Origin of the sequence: Variovorax sp. 160MFSha2.1 (assembly GCF_048305075.1) — a bacterium.
Taxonomy (GTDB): domain Bacteria; phylum Pseudomonadota; class Gammaproteobacteria; order Burkholderiales; family Burkholderiaceae_C; genus Variovorax; species Variovorax guangxiensis.
In genome coordinates this window covers 2,167,332-2,184,636 of the sequence record NZ_CP157624.1, presented here as the reverse complement: position 1 = coordinate 2,184,636, position 17,305 = coordinate 2,167,332, and the positions used below count along the sequence as shown (strand labels likewise).

General features: G+C 70.5%; 9 protein-coding genes. All 9 read left to right on the top strand.

Translation table 11 applies throughout. The features are described 5' to 3' along the window. Positions 1 to 227 precede the first annotated feature (227 nt). Positions 228 to 8,243, top strand: coding sequence for an SdrD B-like domain-containing protein (locus tag ABL838_RS09665; protein ID WP_418125167.1), 8,016 nt, complete (start codon positions 228 to 230; stop codon positions 8,241 to 8,243). Further along, the gene (locus tag ABL838_RS09660) at positions 8,240 to 12,097 is read left to right on the top strand and encodes an OmpA family protein (protein ID WP_418125166.1); all 3,858 of its coding nucleotides are present in this window, start codon (positions 8,240 to 8,242) and stop codon (positions 12,095 to 12,097) included. The genes ABL838_RS09665 and ABL838_RS09660 overlap by 4 nt, the downstream gene beginning before the upstream one ends. A gap of 11 nt (positions 12,098 to 12,108) precedes the next feature. Continuing rightward, positions 12,109 to 12,411 carry a hypothetical protein gene (locus ABL838_RS09655; RefSeq protein WP_126024586.1) on the top strand — a complete coding sequence of 101 codons (303 nt, stop codon included), beginning with the start codon at positions 12,109 to 12,111 and terminating at the stop codon, positions 12,409 to 12,411. Between the two features lies 1 nt (position 12,412). Beyond that, a complete protein-coding gene (locus tag ABL838_RS09650; protein WP_184635936.1) occupies positions 12,413 to 12,661 on the top strand; it encodes a hypothetical protein in 249 nt (82 codons plus the stop codon). A 68-nt stretch (positions 12,662 to 12,729) separates the two neighbouring features. Next, complete coding sequence (locus tag ABL838_RS09645) at positions 12,730 to 13,071, top strand: ArsR/SmtB family transcription factor (protein ID WP_418125165.1); 342 nt, start codon at positions 12,730 to 12,732, stop codon at positions 13,069 to 13,071. Then, positions 13,068 to 13,502: an ArsI/CadI family heavy metal resistance metalloenzyme gene (locus ABL838_RS09640; protein WP_126024583.1), complete on the top strand. Its 435-nt coding sequence runs from the start codon at positions 13,068 to 13,070 to the stop codon at positions 13,500 to 13,502. The genes ABL838_RS09645 and ABL838_RS09640 overlap by 4 nt, the downstream gene beginning before the upstream one ends. Before the next feature lie 23 nt (positions 13,503 to 13,525). Then, positions 13,526 to 14,035 (top strand): arsenate reductase ArsC, encoded by a 510-nt coding sequence (locus ABL838_RS09635; protein ID WP_126024582.1) that lies wholly within the window; start codon positions 13,526 to 13,528, stop codon positions 14,033 to 14,035. Between the two features lie 6 nt (positions 14,036 to 14,041). Continuing rightward, the gene (gene arsB / locus ABL838_RS09630) at positions 14,042 to 15,124 is read left to right on the top strand and encodes an ACR3 family arsenite efflux transporter (protein WP_418125164.1); all 1,083 of its coding nucleotides are present in this window, start codon (positions 14,042 to 14,044) and stop codon (positions 15,122 to 15,124) included. 214 nt (positions 15,125 to 15,338) lie between these two features. Then, positions 15,339 to 17,288 carry a PAS domain S-box protein gene (locus ABL838_RS09625; protein WP_418125163.1) on the top strand — a complete coding sequence of 650 codons (1,950 nt, stop codon included), beginning with the start codon at positions 15,339 to 15,341 and terminating at the stop codon, positions 17,286 to 17,288. Positions 17,289 to 17,305 lie beyond the last annotated feature (17 nt).

Here is a 17,305-nt window from a genome sequence, read left to right as displayed (position 1 = left end):
CAGTTCACATTATGTTGCATTAGTAAACAAATGTCATCATTGGCAAAGCTTTTGTCCTGAATCGCAAAAGTGGCCCCTGGGGGGCCGCCGAAGAATCCCGCCCTTTCCGGAGCACCCCGCCGCCTTCGCGGCGCCAGAACGAAAGGTGCCCGGCCACCAGAGCCATCACGAGGGACGGGATGTTCAGGACCCCATCGAATCTGTCGCACGCGCAGGAGCGCCGCGACTTGTCTTCCAACGCCGCGCGACTGCGGCACTGCCTGAGGCGCATCGCCGCGCCTCTCGCGGGGCTGCTCTTCGCCACGGCCGCGCACGCGGTGCCGCAGGTGTCGAGCCTGGTGCATTCGCCGGACATCCTTCCCGCCGGCGGCACTGTGACGAGCACCGTCACCATCGCCGAGACCGACAGCCTGCCGATCGGCGCACCGGGTGCGTCGTTCACGTACACGATTCCCGGCAATTCGATCTACATGGGCACCGGCACGGTCCCCGTGGGCAGCTGCTCGGCGACCATTTCGGTGGGCACGGCCGGCCCCGGCACGCTGACCTGCTCGGGCATCACGCTCGCGGCGAACCAGCTTCGCGACTTCCAGGTGCTGCTGCGCACGGTCTCGCAGGGCACGCTGACCGTGACCGCCACACCCAGCGGTGGCGGCTCCAGCGAGACGAAGATCATCACCGTGAACCAGGGCGCCGACGTGGCGGTGGCCATCAGCGCCCCGGCCACCGCGCCGAGCGGCTCGACGGTGCCGATCGTCTTCACGCTCACCAACAACGGCCCCGACACCAGCACCGGCTCGACGCTGACCTACCCGATTCCCACGGGCCTGTCGGTGTCGGGCAGCGGCCTGCCTTCAGGCTGTTCGATCACGGGCAGCGAACTGCGCTGCAACGTGCCGGCCACGCCGGCCACCGCCGGCAGCAACAGCCGCACCTACAGCATCAACGCCGTGGTCACCGCGGGCGCGGGCTCCACCATCACGCACCAGCCGGCCGTGGCGGCCGCGGGTTCGGTGGAGGACGGCGTTTCCACCAACAACGGCGCCACCGCCAACACCACCGTGACGGCGGGCTACGTGCTCGCGCTCGCGAAGAGCCACGACGGCGGCCAGCTGCTGGTGGGCCAGCGCTTCAACTTCAGGCTGAGCCCGAGCTTCAGCGGCACCGCGCCCACGGGCGTGACGCTGACCGACACCATTCCCGCCAACTTCGCGATCCAGACGCTGCCCAGCCAGCCGGCCGGCTGGAGCTGCTCCGCCAGCGGCCAGACGGTGAGCTGCACCCGCAGCAACATCGGCGGCAGCGGCGGCGCGAACGTGGCGCTCGGCGACATCGTGGTGCCGGTCATCGCGATGACCGCCGGCACCGGCATCGTCAACGAAGCCACCGTGAGCGCGACCGGCCCCATCGCCAACTCGGCCACCGGCAGCGTGCCGGCCGACGTGGCGGTCTCGGCCACCGACTTCCGCGCCGACAAGCGCCGCGGCTGGCCGCAGAACAACGTGCCGCTGGGCCAGGCCTTCGACTACCAGGTCGGCAGCACCAACCTCGGCGGCACCCGCCTGCTCGCGGGCAGCACCATCCAGCTGGTGGACGACCTGCCCGCCGGCGTGCAGATCAACAGCGTCACCCAGCGCGACGGCTACACCTGCGCGGTGACCAAGGGCGGCGCCACCGTCGTGCCGACGCCCGCGACGCCGGTGCCCGGCCCCGCCACCGTGACCTGCACGCGCACGCTCGCGGCCGACATCGGCGTGGACACCTCCAACGGCAGCAGCGCGCGCAACGGCGGCTACATCATCGTGAACGCCACCATCCCGTCGCTGCCGGCGGGCGGCCAGATCGTCAACAGCATGTGCGTGAACGTGGCGCTGCCCGCGGCAGCGCCCACGCTCGGCGCCGACCCCGACGCCAACACCGGCAACGACTGCGTGAGCCTGGGCACCGGCGCGAACGACGGCGCCACCGCGGCCGACGTGAAGGTGCTCAAGCGCGTGGTGGGCATCGGCGACAGCGCGGGCAACCGGCAGGTCGCGGGCCAGGACGTCACCTGGCAGATCGAGGTGGTCAACGCCGGCCCCTCCGAGGCGCAGAACGTGGTCGTCACCGACGCCTTCGCCCAGGTGATCGGCGCGGGCGCCGTCACCCAGACGCCCAACGGCGGCACCTTCGCGGGCACCTGCGCGCTGCCGGCCAACGGCAGCGGCTTCGGGCAGGCGTCGCTGTCGAACTGCACGCTGTCGACCCTGCCGGTCTGCCGCGCGAGCACCGACCCCGCCAGCGCCCTGCCGCTGTGCCCCGTCATCCAGGTCGTCGCGAAGCACTACGGCGACGGCGCATCGGCAACCGATCACGGCTTCCAGATCAACAACACCGCCAACGCGCTGGCAACCACGCCGGCCGATCCGAACCTGGCCAACAACGACGGCAGCGCCACCGCCTACCTGCTGGCGCGCGCCGATGTCACGGTCACCAAGTCGGCAAGCCCCGCCACGGTGCCGGTCGGCCAGCTGCTCACCTACACGCTCACGGCACGCAACCAGAGCCTCGCGCAGGGCAACATGAGCCGCGCCTACGACGTGCACGTGGTCGACACGCTGCCGGCCAACCTGATGTTCATCTCGGCCACAGCCTCGGGCGGCGGCAGCTGCTCGACGCAGCCGAGCAAGACCCAGCCCACGGGCACCGGCACCACCAACAACCAGCTGGAGTGCGCCTGGAGTTCGCTGGACCGCAACGTGCAGCAGACCGTCTCGGTGCAGGTGCGGCCGCTGTACGTGCTCAACGGCTCCACGGTGACCAACAGCGTGCACGTCTCCACGGCCACGCCGGAGATCAGCACCACCAACAACGACGCCACCGTGCCGGCCACCATCGGTGCGCCGGTGTACGACCTGGTCGTCACCAAGCGCGACGACGTCGACCCGGTGAACGTGGGCGACGACGTGGGCTACACCATCACGGTGTCGAACAACAGCGCCTCGACGGCGGAAGACGTGCGCATGGTCGACACGCTGCCGCTGCCAGGGCCGAGCGGCGAGGCGCCGCCCACGCTGGTGTCGGTGACCGCGCCGGGCGGCACCACCTTCGCGCTGGCCAACGGCGCCGCGATCGGCTCGGCCGGCGGGCAGATTGTCTTCACCATCCCGACGCTGGGCGGCAAGCAAGGTTCGTCGGGGGCAACCGGAGAGCCCGACACGCTGCAGTTCCGCGTGGTGCTGCGCGGCGTTTCGCGCGGCACCTTCCAGAACAACGCCAGGGTCGACTTCTTCGAAGCCGCGCGCAACGCCTTCGACACCGTGCAGGGCAACAACGCGGTGGCCGAGAACACCACCTTCCGCTTCAAGGCCGACGTGCAGGTGGTCTCCAAGGCCGCCGTCGTGGCCGGCACCAACACGCCGCTGGGCACCGTCTCCTCGGCGGTGCCCTTCGACTGGATCGTGCAGCTGCGCAACAACGGCCCCGACAGCGCCGAGACCACCGCCTTCACCGACAACCTGCCCGCACCGCTGGTGCTGGCCGGCACGCCGGTGTTCACCGTGACCGGGGGCAGCTTCACGCCCGCCGCGCCTACATGCACCGGCACGGCCGGCAGCAGCGCCGTGAGCTGCGCCATCACTTCGATGCCGGCCAACGGCACGGCCACCGTGCGCATTCCGGTGCGCTTCAGCGGCGCGGCGCCGGCCAATGGCACCGTGCTCACCAATCGCGCCCACATCGTCACCACCGGTTCGGGCGACACCAACGGCGGCACCGATCCGGACGGCGGCAACAACTTCAACGACGGTTCCGTGATTGTGCAGAACAGCGCGCTCTCGGGCCGCGTGTATGAAGACCTGAACGGCAACGGCCTGATCGACGGCGGCGAGCCCGCCATCGCCGGCGTGACCATCCGCCTGACCGGCACCGACAGCTCGGGCAATGCGGTCTCGATGACCACCACCACCGACGCGGGCGGCAACTGGGCCTTCACCGTGCCCGCAGGCACCTACAGCGTGACGGAGGACCAGCCCGCCGCATACCTGCCCGGCATCACGCGTGCCGGCACCGTCAGCGGTGCGGGCAGCACGCCCGGCACCGTGCCGCCGGGCACCGGCAACGGCCCGAACGGCTCCAACGCCAACCGCATCGACAACATCGTGCTCGGCACGGGCGGCGCCTCCAGCGCCAACAACTTCGGCGAGGTGCGCGCCTCGAGCCTGGCCGGCCGCGTCTACCAGGACGCCGACTACAACAACACGGCCAGCCCGGGCGATCCCGGCATCGCCGGCGTGACCGTCACGCTCACCGGCACCGACATGTTCGGCAACCCGGTATCGCTGACCACCACCACGGCGGCCAGTACCGGCAACTACGCCTTCAACAACCTCACGCCCGGCACCTACGTGCTGACCGAGACGCAGCCCGCGGGCTTCGCCGACGGCAGCGACGCGGCCGGCAGCGCCGGCGGCACCGCGGGCAACGACGTGGTGAACGCCATTGCGCTGGCCTCCAACGTGAACGGCACCGGCTACAACTTCGGCGAGCTGCTCACCCGCATCACGACGCGCGTGTTCGTCGACGCCAACAACGACGGCATTCCGCAGGCCGGCGACACCGGCATCCCGAACGTCGAGCTGCGCCTGACGGGCACCGACGCCGCGGGCAACGCGGTGAATATCCTCGCGGTGGCCACCGGCACGCCGGGCGGCTACGAGTTCCGCAACGTGCCTCCCTCGGGCGCGGGCGGCTACACCATCACCGAGACGCAGCCGGCCAACTACGCGCCGGGCAAGGCCAACAACAACGGCCAGCCCGGCACGCCGCAAGGCGGCGGCAACGTCATCAGCGGCGTGACCGTCCCGGGCACCAACGTGCCGCTGACGCAGGGCGAATACTGGTTCGGCGAACTGCTGCCCGGCGGCATCTCCGGCCGCGTCTACTACGACCGCGACGGCAACGGCGCGCAGGGCGCGCCGGCCACCGAGCCGGGCCTGGCGGGCGTGACCATCACGCTCACCGGCACCGACGTCAACGGCCAGGCGGTGTCGCGCACAACCACCACCGACGCCAGCGGCGACTACAGCTTCCCGGACCTCGCACCGGGCAGCTACGCCGTGACCGAGGCGCGCCCCGCGGGCTACCTGCCCGGCATCACGCGCGCCGGCAACGTCAGCGGCGCGGGCAGCACGCCCGGCTCGGTGCCCACAAGCGGCAGCGGCGTGAGCAACGGCCCCAACGGCTCGACCGCGAACGTCATCCAGAACATCGTGCTGGGCGCGGCGGGCGCGGGCTCCACCGGCAACAACTTCTCGGCCGTGAAGCCGGCCAGCCTCTCGGGCTACGTGTACGCCGACGTGGCCCCCTCCAACGGCACGCGCGACACCGGCGAGCCCGGCATCGCCGGCACCACCATCCGCGTGACCGGCACCGACTTCCAGGGCAACCCGGTCGACCGCACGGTGCAGACCGCGGCCGACGGCCACTACCTGGTCGACGCGCTCACGCCCGGCACCTACCAGATCGACGAGACCCAACCCGCCGGCGTGGCCGACGGCCCCGAGTCGCTGGGCACCGTGGGCGGCGCGCCGCGCGGCACCGCCAACCCCGGCGGCACCAACGACCGCTTCGGCGGCCTGGCGCTGGTGTCGGAAGACGCGGGCATCGACTACAACTTCGGCGAGCGCGGCGGCCAGATCGCGGGCTGGGTGTACGTCGACACCAACAACGACGGCGTGCGCCAGCCGACCGAGGCCGGCATTCCTGGCGTGACGCTCACGCTCACCGGCCGCTCGGCCAGCGGGCTCGCGGTGAATGCCACGGTGGTCACCGACGCGAACGGCCGCTATGTCTTCACCGGCCTGCTGCCGGCCGACGCGGCGGGCTACACCATCCGCGAGACGCAGCCCGTGACCTACGCCGACGGCCTGGACGCCGTGGGCACCGTCGAGGGCGCGGCCACCGGCACGCTGGGCAACGACGTCATCGGCGCCATCGCCTACCGCGGCGGCAACGGCGACAACTACAACTTCGGCGAACGCGGCGCATCGCTGGCGGGCACCGTCTACAACGACGCCAACCGCAACGGCAAGCGCGAGCCGCAGGACCTGCCGATCGCCGGCGTGACCATCACGCTCACCGGCACCGACGCGGCCGGCCAGCCGGTGACGCGCACCGCCGTCACCGACGCCAACGGCCGCTACGAGCTGCCGGGCCTGCCCCTTCCGGGCAGCGGCGGCTACACCATCACCGAGACGCAGCCCAGCGGCTACGACGAAGGCATCGCCATCCCCGGCACGCTGGGCGGCACCGCGCAGGGCACGAACCAGATCCGCGTGAACTTCACCGGCCTGGAAGCCAACGGTACCGGCTACGACTTCACCGAGCACAGCAACCAGCCCGCGTCGCTCACCGGCACCGTGTGGTTCGACCTGAACCACAACCGCACCCGCGAATCGGGCGAAGGCCAGGGCGAAGGCTGGACGGTCGAGCTGATGCGCTGCGCCGACGGCGGCAACGCCTGCGCCGAGAACGCGGCCACCGTGCTCTACACCGTGACCACCGGCGCCGACGGCAGCTACCGCTTCGGCGACCTCGTGCCCGGCGAATACCGCGTGCGCTTCCGCTCGCCCGACGGCCGCGTCGTTGGCGGCGTGTGGCCGACCGACGCCGCGCAGAACGGCGCCAACGGCCCCTACCCGACGCCTGCCGCGAGCGACCCGCGCTTCAGCATCAAGGTGCGCGTGAGCGCGGGCGCCAACATCCAGAAGCAGGACCTGCCCTACGACCCGGGCGGCGTGGTGTATGACAGCGTGAGCGGCACGCCCGTGCCCGGCGCGCTGGTGAAGCTGGTCGGCCCGGCGGGCTTCGACCCCTCGCAGCACCTGCTCGACGGACGCGACAGCTACACCACCGGCACCAGCGGCTACTACGACTTCTTCGTGCTGCCGGGCGCACCGGCCGGCGAGTACCGCCTCGTCATCACGCCGCCGGGGGCCTACCTGCCCTCCTCGATGTACCCGCCCGCGGCCGGCGCGCTGGGCACGCAGTCGTGCGCGGCGCCCGCCAACGGCCCGGCACCCGCGCAGACAAAGCCCTGCGTGGTGAGCCCCGGCGCGGCACTGGTGCCGGGCGCGGGCTACTACATGCTGTTCAACATGCCGGGCGGCGGCGGCCAGCACGTGGTGGCCAACAACATCCCGCTCGACCCGTCGGACGCCACGCTCATCGAGCTGCGCAAGACCACCTCGAAGCTCACCGTGAAGAAGGGCGAGCTGCTGCCCTACCGCATCACGGCGCGCAACACGCGCGGCACCACGGTGCCGGGCGTGGCCGTGGTCGACACGCTGCCGCCGGGCTTCCGGTACATCCAGGGCTCGCTCAGCGTGCGCACGCTGCCCGGCGGCGTGGCGCTGCCGGTGGTGCCGCAGGTCAGCGGCCGCCAGGTGATCGTGCCCGGCCAGAACTTCGCGCCCAACGAGACCAAGGAATACCTGATGGTCGCGGGCGTCGGCGTGGGCGTGGGCGAAGGCGAGTTCGTCAACCAGGTCGTCGCCACGCAGGGCGTGGGGGGCAGGACGCTGTCGAACCTGGCCACCGCCAGCGTGCGCGTGGTGCCCGACGCCCTCTTCGACTGCACCGACGTGATCGGCAAGGTCTACGACGACAGGAACGCCAACGGCTACCAGGACGACGGCGAACCGGGCCTGGCCAACGTGCGCATCGCCACCGTCAACGGCGTGCTGGCCACCACCGACGCCGAGGGCCGCTACCACATCGCCTGCGCCGCCATACCGAAGGAAGGCACCGGCAGCAACCTGGTGCTCAAGCTCGACGAGCGCACCCTGCCTTCGGGCTATCGCACCACCAGCGAGAACCCGGCGGCCGAGCGCGCCACGCGCGGCAAGGTGCTGAAGATCAACTTCGGCGCCACCGTGCACCGGGTGGTGCGCCTCGCGCTGCAGGGTGCGGCCTTCGACGACGGCGCCGCCACGCTGCGCGCCGCCTTCGCGGGCGAACTCGACCGCACGGTCGCCGTGCTGGCCGAGAAGACATCGGTGCTGCGGCTGGCCTACAAGGCCGCGCCGGGCGAGCCCGCCTCGCTGGGCCGCGACCGCACCGACGCGGTGAAGGCCGCTGTGCTCTCGCGCTGGAAGCAGCTCGGCGAGCAGCGCGCCTCGCGCAACGAGCCGCCGCTCTTCAACCTGGACGTCGAGATCGAACTGGTGCCTGCCGCCGCCTCTTCCGAGGAGGCCAAGCCATGACGCGAGGAAAAGACACCGCCGCCATGACCCGACAACAGACACCGAACCCGATCGAGCGAGCCGACATGAGAAGAAAGAAGAAGGCGCTTCCGAAGCGCATGGCCCTTGCGAGCGCCGTGGCCACCGCCTGCCTCGGCATGGGACTGGCCGCCGCGCAGGAGACCGCGGTGCGCGGCCGCATGCTCGACCACGCCGCGGCCGACCCGCGGGCGGTGGAGATCGACGGCGCACGCCGCCTGCCGCGCAGCAGCGAACGCGAGCTGCCCGCCACCGCGCCGGCGGTCGCCGCGCCCGCCGACCCCGGCGTGTGCCGCACCTTCACCGCCTTCGGCACCGACGACGCGCCGCTGCGCCTGAGCGTGGACGGCCAGCTGCTGTCGCCCGACGGCAAGCAGCCCGCGGCCGACGGCACCACCAGCGCCGACCGCCAGCGCTGCGTCGACGTGCAACTCGAGCGCAACCAGCTGCGCCTGCAGTACGACAACCTCTCGCAGCCGCGCCGCCTGAGCGCCAGCGCCTGGCCCACCACCGTGGTGGCCGGCGACACGGTGCGCTTCGCGGGCTACAGCAACTACCTGCTCTTCACCTCGAAGGCCGAACTGCGCGTGTACACCGCCAACGAGGCGATGCAGCGCCGCCTGCTGGCCACCGTGCCGCTGGACGCCGGCCTGCGCGGCGAATGGCAGGTGCCCGAAGGCCTGCTCGACCGCCTGCCCGAGAGCGCGAGCGGCAAGCTCTACTACCGCGTTCGCGTGTACGACCGCCAGGGCCGCTTCGACGAGACCGACGACCTCTCGCTCACGCTGGCCAAGCGCCACAAGCCCGAGACCGGCACGCCGCCCGATGCGGCACGCGAGCTGCTGCGCGGCTACGGACAGAACAACATCGCCATCGCCAACATTCCGCTGAGCGCGGGCACCGTCACCGCCAGCGGCGCGGCCATCCGCCCCGGCGAGAGCGTGCGCGCGCTGGGCTTCGCGGTGCCGGTGGACGAGGCCGGGCGCTTCGTCTTCCAGCAGCTGGTGCCGCGCCGCGTGCAGACCGGCGAGATCGCCGTCACCGACGCGCAGGGCGCCACGCGCGTCTACCGCCGCGACTTCGACCTGCCCACCAGCGACTGGTTCTTCTTGGGCCAGGCCGACCTCACCGTGGGCAGCAACAGCGTGAGCGGCCCGGCCGCGATCATGACCAACGACAAGAACCGCTACGGCGGCGGCGGCTGGAGCGAAGGCCGCATCGCCGGCTACGCCAAGGGCCAGCTCAACGACCGCTGGACGCTCACCGCCAGCGTCGACACCGAAGAGCGTCCGCTGAAGGAGTTGTTCCGCAACCTCGACCGCAAGGACCCGACCTCCCTCTTCCGCCGCTTCGACCCCGAGGACTCGTGGAGCACCTTCGGCGACGACTCCACCACCGTAGAGGACGCGCCCACCCAGGGCCGCTTCTACCTGCGCGTGGACGACGGCCGCTCGCAGGCGATGTGGGGCAACTTCAAGCTCAACTTCGGCGACACCGAACTCACCCGCGTGAGCCGCGGCCTCTACGGCTTCCACGGCCGCTACCTCGGCGAGGAGTCGACCTCCTTCGGCGAGGCGCGGCTGAAGATCGACGCCTTCGCGGCCGAGCCCGGCACGCTGGCCGCGCGAGAAGAGTTCCGCGGCACCGGCGGCTCGCTCTATTACCTGCGCAACCAGGACATCACGCGCGGCGCCGAGCGCGTGACGCTGGAGATCCGCGACCGCGACTCCGGCCTGGTGCTCAAGCGCACGCAGCTCGTGCCCACCACCGACTACGAGATCGACTACCTGCAGGGCCGCGTGCTGCTGTCGGCGCCGCTGCCCAGCCTGTCGGACGACGGCTCGCTGGTGCGCGCCGGCGGCTTCACCGGCATGCCGACCTACCTGGTGGTGGACTACGAATACACGCCGCTGGCCACATCGCTCGACACGCTGGCCGTGGGCGGCCGCGTCTCGTGGTGGGCCAACGACAACGTCGGCGTGGGCGTCACCGCCTCGCGGCAGGACCAGATCGGCGGCGACCAGCGCCTGGCCGGCGCCGACATCACGCTGCGCAAGACCGAGAACACCTACCTCAAGGGCGAGTTCGCGCGCAGCCGGGGCCCGGGCACCAGCCAGCTCGACTCGACGGACGGCGGCTTCAGCTTCACAGGCCGCAACGGATCGCTGACCAACGGATTGGGCAACGGCCCCACCGGCAGCGCCAACGCATGGCGGCTCGAAGGCCAGGCCGACCTCGGCGACTTCGACATCCGCGGTGGCGGCCGCGTGAGCGCCTACGCGCAGTCGCGCGGCGCCGGCTTCTCGGCGCCGGGACAGTACGCAAGCAACGCCACGCGGCAGGTCGGCGTGCAGGCCAGCGTGCCCTTCGGCGAGAAGGCGGAGAACGGCGAGCTGCGCCTGAAGGCCGACCGCCGCGACGAACAGAACGGCTACAACAGCAGCGTGCTCGACGCGCAGTACTCGCTCGCCCTGTCGCCCGAGTGGAAGCTGGGCCTGGGCCTGCGCTACGACGACAAGACCGGCGACGCGCTCATCACCAGCCCGTCGCTGCCGACCACGCAGGCGGTGTCTGGCGAGCGCGCCGACGCGGCCGTGCAGCTCGAATACACCGGTGCCGACCGCTGGAGCGCCTACGGCTTCGCGCAGAAGACGCTGCGGCGCACCGGCACGCGGCTGGAGAACGACCGCATCGGCCTGGGCGGGCGCTACCGCGTCAACGACAAGCTCGCGCTGCGCGGCGAGCTCTCCACCGGCGACGGCGGCTTCGCGGGCAAGGCCGGCGTCGACTACCAGTACGACGACCGCTCCAGCGTCTACATGACCTACGTGTCGGACACCGGCCGCACCGACGAGAACCTCATCGGCCGCGGCGGCAGCCTGGTGACCGGCGTGCGCTCGCGCGTGGGCGACGGCCTCACGCTCTTCACCGAGCACCGCCAGGCCACCGGCGCGCAGCCCGGCCTCACGCATGCCTACGGCGTGCAGTACGCACCCGACACGCACTGGACCTTCGGCGTCAACTTCGAGAACGGCTGGATCGGCGCCGAGACGCTCGGCGCCACGCGCCGCCAGGCCGTGGCCTTCACCAGCGGCTATTCGAGCGAGCGCCTGAAGTACAGCGGCGGCCTCGAATACCGCAAGGACCGCACCACCGCCGAGACGCGCACCAGCTGGCTGGTGAAGAACTCCTTCAGCTGGAAGGTGGACGACGACTCGCGCTGGATCGGCAAGTTCAACTGGGCCGACAGCGACAGCACCACCGGCACGCTGGCCGCCGCCAAGTACACCGAAGCCATGCTCGGCTATGCGCTGCGCCCGGCGCTGAACGACCGGCTCAACCTGCTGTTCAAGTACACCTACCTGTACGACCTCTCCTCGCCGGGCCAGGTGGTGTCGGGCGGTGTCGATTCCACGCTGGGCACCGTCTCGACCACCGGCATCGACTACCAGCAGCGAAGCCACGTCTTCGCCATCGACGCCACCTGGGACCTCAACGAGCGCTGGACGCTGGGCGGCAAGTACGCCTGGCGCCGCGGCGAGCTGCGCGCGAGCCGCGACAGCTCCGCGCCATGGTTCAAGAGCTCGGCCGAGCTCGCGGTGCTGCGCGTCGACTGGAAGCTGGTGCGCAACTGGGACTGGATGCTCGAATGGCGCACCCTGCGCGCGAAGGAACTCAAGGATCGCAAGAGCGGCTGGGTCACCGCCGCGTACTACCACGTCAACGAGAACCTGAAGGTCGGCGTCGGCTACAACTTCACCGACTACTCCGACAACCTCACGGACATGAGCTACCGCAGCAAGGGCTGGTTCCTGAACGTGCTGGGCAAGTTCTGAAGAGGCCGGCCATGAGCGAACCCAAGGAGATGCCCTTCAACGTGCCGCTGATCGACATCGCGCAGACGCTGGCGCGCGCGGGCTTCCTCGACGCCCGAGGAGAGCGCTACAGGCTCTGCGAGGAATGGGCCCGCGACTTCCAGGCCGACTTCGAGGCCCGCGCCGCCGCCGGCCGCGAGCCGGGCAGCACCTACCTGCGCGACGTGACCGCCTTCGCGCTGCGCCGGGCCGCCGCTTACGGTTTCGCGGCGCGCAGCGAGGACTACGGCCCTCGGCTGTGCAGCGAGATGCGGCTTGCCGCCGGCGTGCGCTGAAATGAAGAAGACGGATGTTCTCGTGACGTTGATCGGCATGGCGCGCGCCGGCCTGGGCTTCACGCCCACGGACGCGCTCGCCTGCATCAGCGAGCTGATCGAGCGGGAAGACAAGCAGAATCCACTGCACGACGCCAACGTGGAGAGATTGCTGCGGCTCGGCGCCTGCGTATGGAGCCTGAAACACGGCATGCTGGCGCCGCCCTCCTCCAAGGGTCTGCTGCCGCAAGAGTTGAAGCAGCCGGAATAAACCGGAGCAACGCAGGCGCCCACGACATGGCGCTTGCATTCATTCAATAATTCAAATATTCTCGAATCATGGAAGAATCAAAAGTCGTTCAGTCTCTTGCCGCTCTTGCCCAGCCGCTGCGCCTTCGCGTCTTTCGCGCCCTCGTCGTGGCCGGCCCCGAGGGCCTGACGCCCGGGGCGCTGGTCGAGGCGATGGAAGTGCCGGCCACCAGCCTGTCGTTCCACCTGAAGGAGCTGACCAACTCCGGGCTCATCACGCAGGAGCGCAGCGGCCGCAACCTGGTCTACCGCGCCGCCTTCGAGCAGATGGATGCGCTGCTGGGCTTCCTCACCGAGAACTGCTGTGCGGGGGCCCCCTGCGCGGTGGAAGACAGAACAAAGTCCTGCCACAGCCAAGGAAGCACCCGATGAAGCGATTCCACGTTCACCTTCACGTCGACGACCTGCGCAAGAGCATTGCCTTCTATTCCAGCCTGTTCGCCGCCGAGCCCGCGCGCGTCGAGGCCGACTATGCCAAGTGGATGCTCGAAGACCCGCGCGTCAACTTCGCCATCTCGACCTTCGGCAGCGGCAAGGGCATCGACCACCTGGGCATCCAGGCAGAGGACGAAGGCGAGCTGCGGGAGCTGCGCTCGCGCGCCGAACTGGCTGACCGGTCGCTGCTCGACGAAGGCGAAACCAGCTGCTGCTACGCCCGCAGCGACAAGCACTGGGTGACCGACCCGCAGGGCATCGCCTGGGAGCACTACCGCACGCTCGACACGGTGCCCGTGCACGGCATTGCGCGCGAGCGGTCATCCGCCTGCTGCGTCACCCCTGGCAAGGCCAGCGCCTGCTGCTGAGCCACCAAGCCCCTCCTCGTTTCATGACCGACACCAACACCGCCCCGCTCAACGTGCTCTTTCTGTGCACGCACAACTCCGCGCGCAGCATCCTTGCCGAAGCGCTGCTCAACGACATCGGCGCCGGCCGCTTCAGGGCCTATTCGGCCGGCAGCAGCCCGCGCGCGAACCAGCAGCCCAATCCGATGGCCATCGAAGTGCTGCACAAGGCCGGCATCGACACATCGGGCCTGCGCAGCAAGAGCTGGGACGAGTTCGGGAAGCCGGATGCGCCCCGCATGGACCTCGTCGTCACCGTGTGCGACAACGCCGCGGGCGAGTCCTGTCCCTACTGGCCCGGCCAGCCGGCGACCGCGCACTGGGGCTACGCCGATCCCTCGGCGGTCGAAGGCGACGACGACCGCAAGCGCGAAGCCTTCCGCCAGACGCTGCACGCCATCCGCCGTCGCCTCGAGCTGCTGGTGAACCTGCCGGCGGCCAGCCTCGACAGGATGGCGCTGCAGGCCACCGCCCGCGAACTGGCCGGGTCCTGACGCGCGATGTCGTCCTCCATTGCACCGCCTGGTGCGAACCAGGCCGCCGCGCAGCCTTCCATCGGCGGCTTCGAACGCTACCTCACCGTGTGGGTGGCGCTGTGCATCGTCGCCGGGGTGGCCCTGGGCCAATGGTTTCCCACCGCGTTCCAGGCGGTGGCGCGCCTCGAACTCGCCAAGGTCAACCTTCCAGTGGGCCTGCTCATCTGGGTGATGATCGTGCCGATGCTCCTGAAGATCGACTTCGCAGCGCTCGGGCAGGTCAGGGCGCACTGGCGCGGCATCGGCGTGACGCTGGTGGTCAACTGGATCGTCAAGCCCTTCTCGATGGCGCTGCTGGGCTGGCTCTTCGTGCGCCATGCGTTCGCGACGCTGCTGCCGGCGGACCAGCTCGACAGCTACGTGGCCGGCCTGATCCTGCTCGCGGCGGCGCCCTGCACCGCGATGGTCTTCGTGTGGAGCCAGCTCTGCCGGGGCGACCCGTACTTCACGCTGTCGCAGGTCGCGCTCAATGACGCGCTGATGGTGGTGGGCTTCGCGCCGCTGGTGGCGCTGCTGCTGGGGCTGTCGTCGATCACGGTGCCGTGGGCCACGCTGCTGATCTCGGTGGGCCTGTACATCGTGGTGCCGGTCGCCATCGCGCAGCTACTGCGCGGGCATCTCCTGAAGAAGGGCCCTTCGCGCCTGCAGGCCGTGGGCACGCGGCTGGGCCGCTGGTCCATCGGCGCGCTGCTGCTCACGCTGGTGCTGCTCTTCGCGTTCCAGGGCGAGGCGATCATCGCGCAGCCGATGGTGATCGCGCTGCTGGCCGTTCCGATCCTCTGCCAGGTGGTGCTGAACTCGGGGCTGGCCTACCTGCTGAACCGCAAGCTCGGCGTGGCGCATTGCGTCGCGGGACCTTCGGCGCTGATCGGCGCGAGCAACTTCTTCGAGCTCGCGGTGGCGACTGCCATCAGCCTCTTCGGCTTCCAGTCGGGAGCGGCACTGGCCACGGTCGTCGGGGTGCTCATCGAGGTGCCGCTCATGCTGGCCGTCGTATCGGTCGTGACGCGGTCACGGCGCTGGTACGAGCAGGGGCTGCCGCGCTGAAGCGTACGGGCGGGGTCGGCGGCGGCGAAGGCTTCGCACACCGCGACTTGCGGCGAGTCAACCCGACCGTTGCCGATTCGCCTCTTCTTGCATGTGCCACAGCAGCGCGGGAAAAACCCCGACAAGCGCGTCGAGCCTGCTTTGCTACATTTTTCCGTCATGGCCCAGAAGACTCCCGTGACATTCGACAGAACCGCCGCAGAGGCCAGACCCCATGGCCGCTGATCCGCCACCTCGCTCGCCGGCGGCGCTCTCGCCCCTGACGCTGGCCGACGCGGATTTCCGCCTGATGGTGGAGGCGCTGCGGGACTACGCGGTCTTCCTGCTCGATCCGGACGGCCTGATCGTCGACTGCAATCCGGCGGCCCAGGTGCTGTGCGGCTGCGAACGCGATGGCGCCGTGGGGCAGCACTTCTCGCGCTTCCATCCGCCCGAGGCGCTCGAGACGGGCTTGCCCGCCAGGGATCTGCAGCAGGCGCGCGAGAACGGCCGGGCGCACGGCGAAGGCTGGCTCGTGCGCCATGACGCCAGCCGCTTCTGGGCGGAAACCACCCTCACGCGGCTCGTCGATGCGAACGGCGCGCTGCGCGGCTTCGCGCAGATCACGCGCGACTTCACCGAGCGGCGCCAGCAGGAGGAGCTTCTGCGCGCGAGCGAGGAACGCTTCCGCCTCATGGTCGAGGGCGTGAAGGACTACGCGATCTTCATGCTCGACCCCGACGGCCACGTGGCGAGCTGGAACCTCGGCGCGCAACAGACGAAAGGCTACGCCGCCAAGGAGATCATCGGCCAGCATTTCTCGAAGTTCTACCCGCCGGAAGTCGCGGCGCGCGGCTGGCCGGCGGAAGAGCTCCGCAACGCGCTGCGCGACGGGCGCTTCGAGGACGAAGGCTGGCGCGTGCGCAAGGACGGCAGCCGCTTCTGGGCCAGCGTGGTCATCACCGCGGTGTACGACCGGGCGGGCCGCCACAAGGGATTCGCCAAGGTCACGCGCGACCTCACCGAGCGGCGCCGCATCACGGCGCTGGAGGACGAGGGCCGGCGCATGACCACGTTCCTGGCCATGCTCGGGCACGAGCTGCGCAACCCGCTCGCGCCGATCTCCAACGCGGTGGAGCTGCTCAAGCGCGAACAGAGCGAGTCGCGGGTGCTGCGCAGCACCCGCGACATCATCGACCGCCAGCTCAAGCAGATGACGCGGCTGATCGACGACCTGCTCGACGTCGGCCGCATCACCAGCGGAAAGATCCAGCTCGAGGCCAAGCCCGTGCGGCTGCGCGAAGCGGTGCAGGACGCGGCCGACGCGGTGCGGGTGCTGGCCGCGCAGAAGGACCAGCAGTTCGACGTGCGGATCGACGCAGCAGACCCCTGGATCACCGGAGACCGGGCGCGCATCGTGCAGGTGGTGAGCAACCTCCTGCACAATGCCTGCAAGTTCACGCCCGTGGGCGGACAGGTGAGCGTCGCGGTGGGCCTCGGCGCGGTCGATGCCGTCACCGGCCTGCCCGAGGCGGAGATCGCCGTTCGCGACAGCGGCGTGGGCGTGCATCCGCAGGACCTGCAGAGGATCTTCGATCTCTTCGTGCAGGGAGAGCAGGACGCCTCGCACAGCAGCGGCGGGCTCGGCCTTGGCCTGAGCCTGGTGCAGCAGCTGGTGTCGCTGCATGGCGGCCGCGTGAGCGTTTTCTCCAGCGGACGGCCTGGCGAAGGCAGCGAGTTCCTGGTGCAGCTGCCCGCATCGCCGCCGCCCGAGCCGGGCAGCGGTACGCCCCGGTCGGCCGGAGACAGGCTGGTGCTGGTGGTGGACGACAACAAGGACGCGGCCGAAACGCTCTCCCTGCTGGTGGAAGCCCTCGGCTACGCGACCAAGGTGGTCCACGGCGGGCTCGCCGCCGTCGAGGCGGCGAAGGAACTGCGGCCCGACGTGATGCTGATCGACATCGGCATGCCCGACCTCGACGGCCACGCCGTGGTTCGGCGGCTGCGCGCCGAGCTGGTCGATCCGCCCACGGCGATCGCCGTGACGGGCTATGGACAGGCCAGCGACCGCGAGACCAGCTACGAGGCCGGCTTCCACAGCCACCTGACCAAGCCGGTGGACGTCGATCGGCTGGCCGACATCCTCATGCACCTGCTGCGGCCGGCGGCGCACCTGAGCTTCTGAAACTTGCGCACGCGCCA

Bases quoted from the DNA above. Each gene is read 5' to 3' on its own strand.
- ABL838_RS09660 (WP_418125166.1), top strand. From the start codon at position 8,240: ATGACGCGAGGAAAAGACACCGCCGCCATGACCCGACAACAGACACCG.
- ABL838_RS09655 (WP_126024586.1), top strand. From the start codon at position 12,109: ATGAGCGAACCCAAGGAGATGCCCTTCAACGTGCCGCTGATCGACATC.
- ABL838_RS09650 (WP_184635936.1), top strand. From the start codon at position 12,413: ATGAAGAAGACGGATGTTCTCGTGACGTTGATCGGCATGGCGCGCGCC.
- ABL838_RS09645 (WP_418125165.1), top strand. From the start codon at position 12,730: ATGGAAGAATCAAAAGTCGTTCAGTCTCTTGCCGCTCTTGCCCAGCCG.
- ABL838_RS09640 (WP_126024583.1), top strand. From the start codon at position 13,068: ATGAAGCGATTCCACGTTCACCTTCACGTCGACGACCTGCGCAAGAGC.
- ABL838_RS09635 (WP_126024582.1), top strand. From the start codon at position 13,526: ATGACCGACACCAACACCGCCCCGCTCAACGTGCTCTTTCTGTGCACG.
- arsB (WP_418125164.1), top strand. From the start codon at position 14,042: ATGTCGTCCTCCATTGCACCGCCTGGTGCGAACCAGGCCGCCGCGCAG.
- ABL838_RS09625 (WP_418125163.1), top strand. From the start codon at position 15,339: ATGGCCGCTGATCCGCCACCTCGCTCGCCGGCGGCGCTCTCGCCCCTG.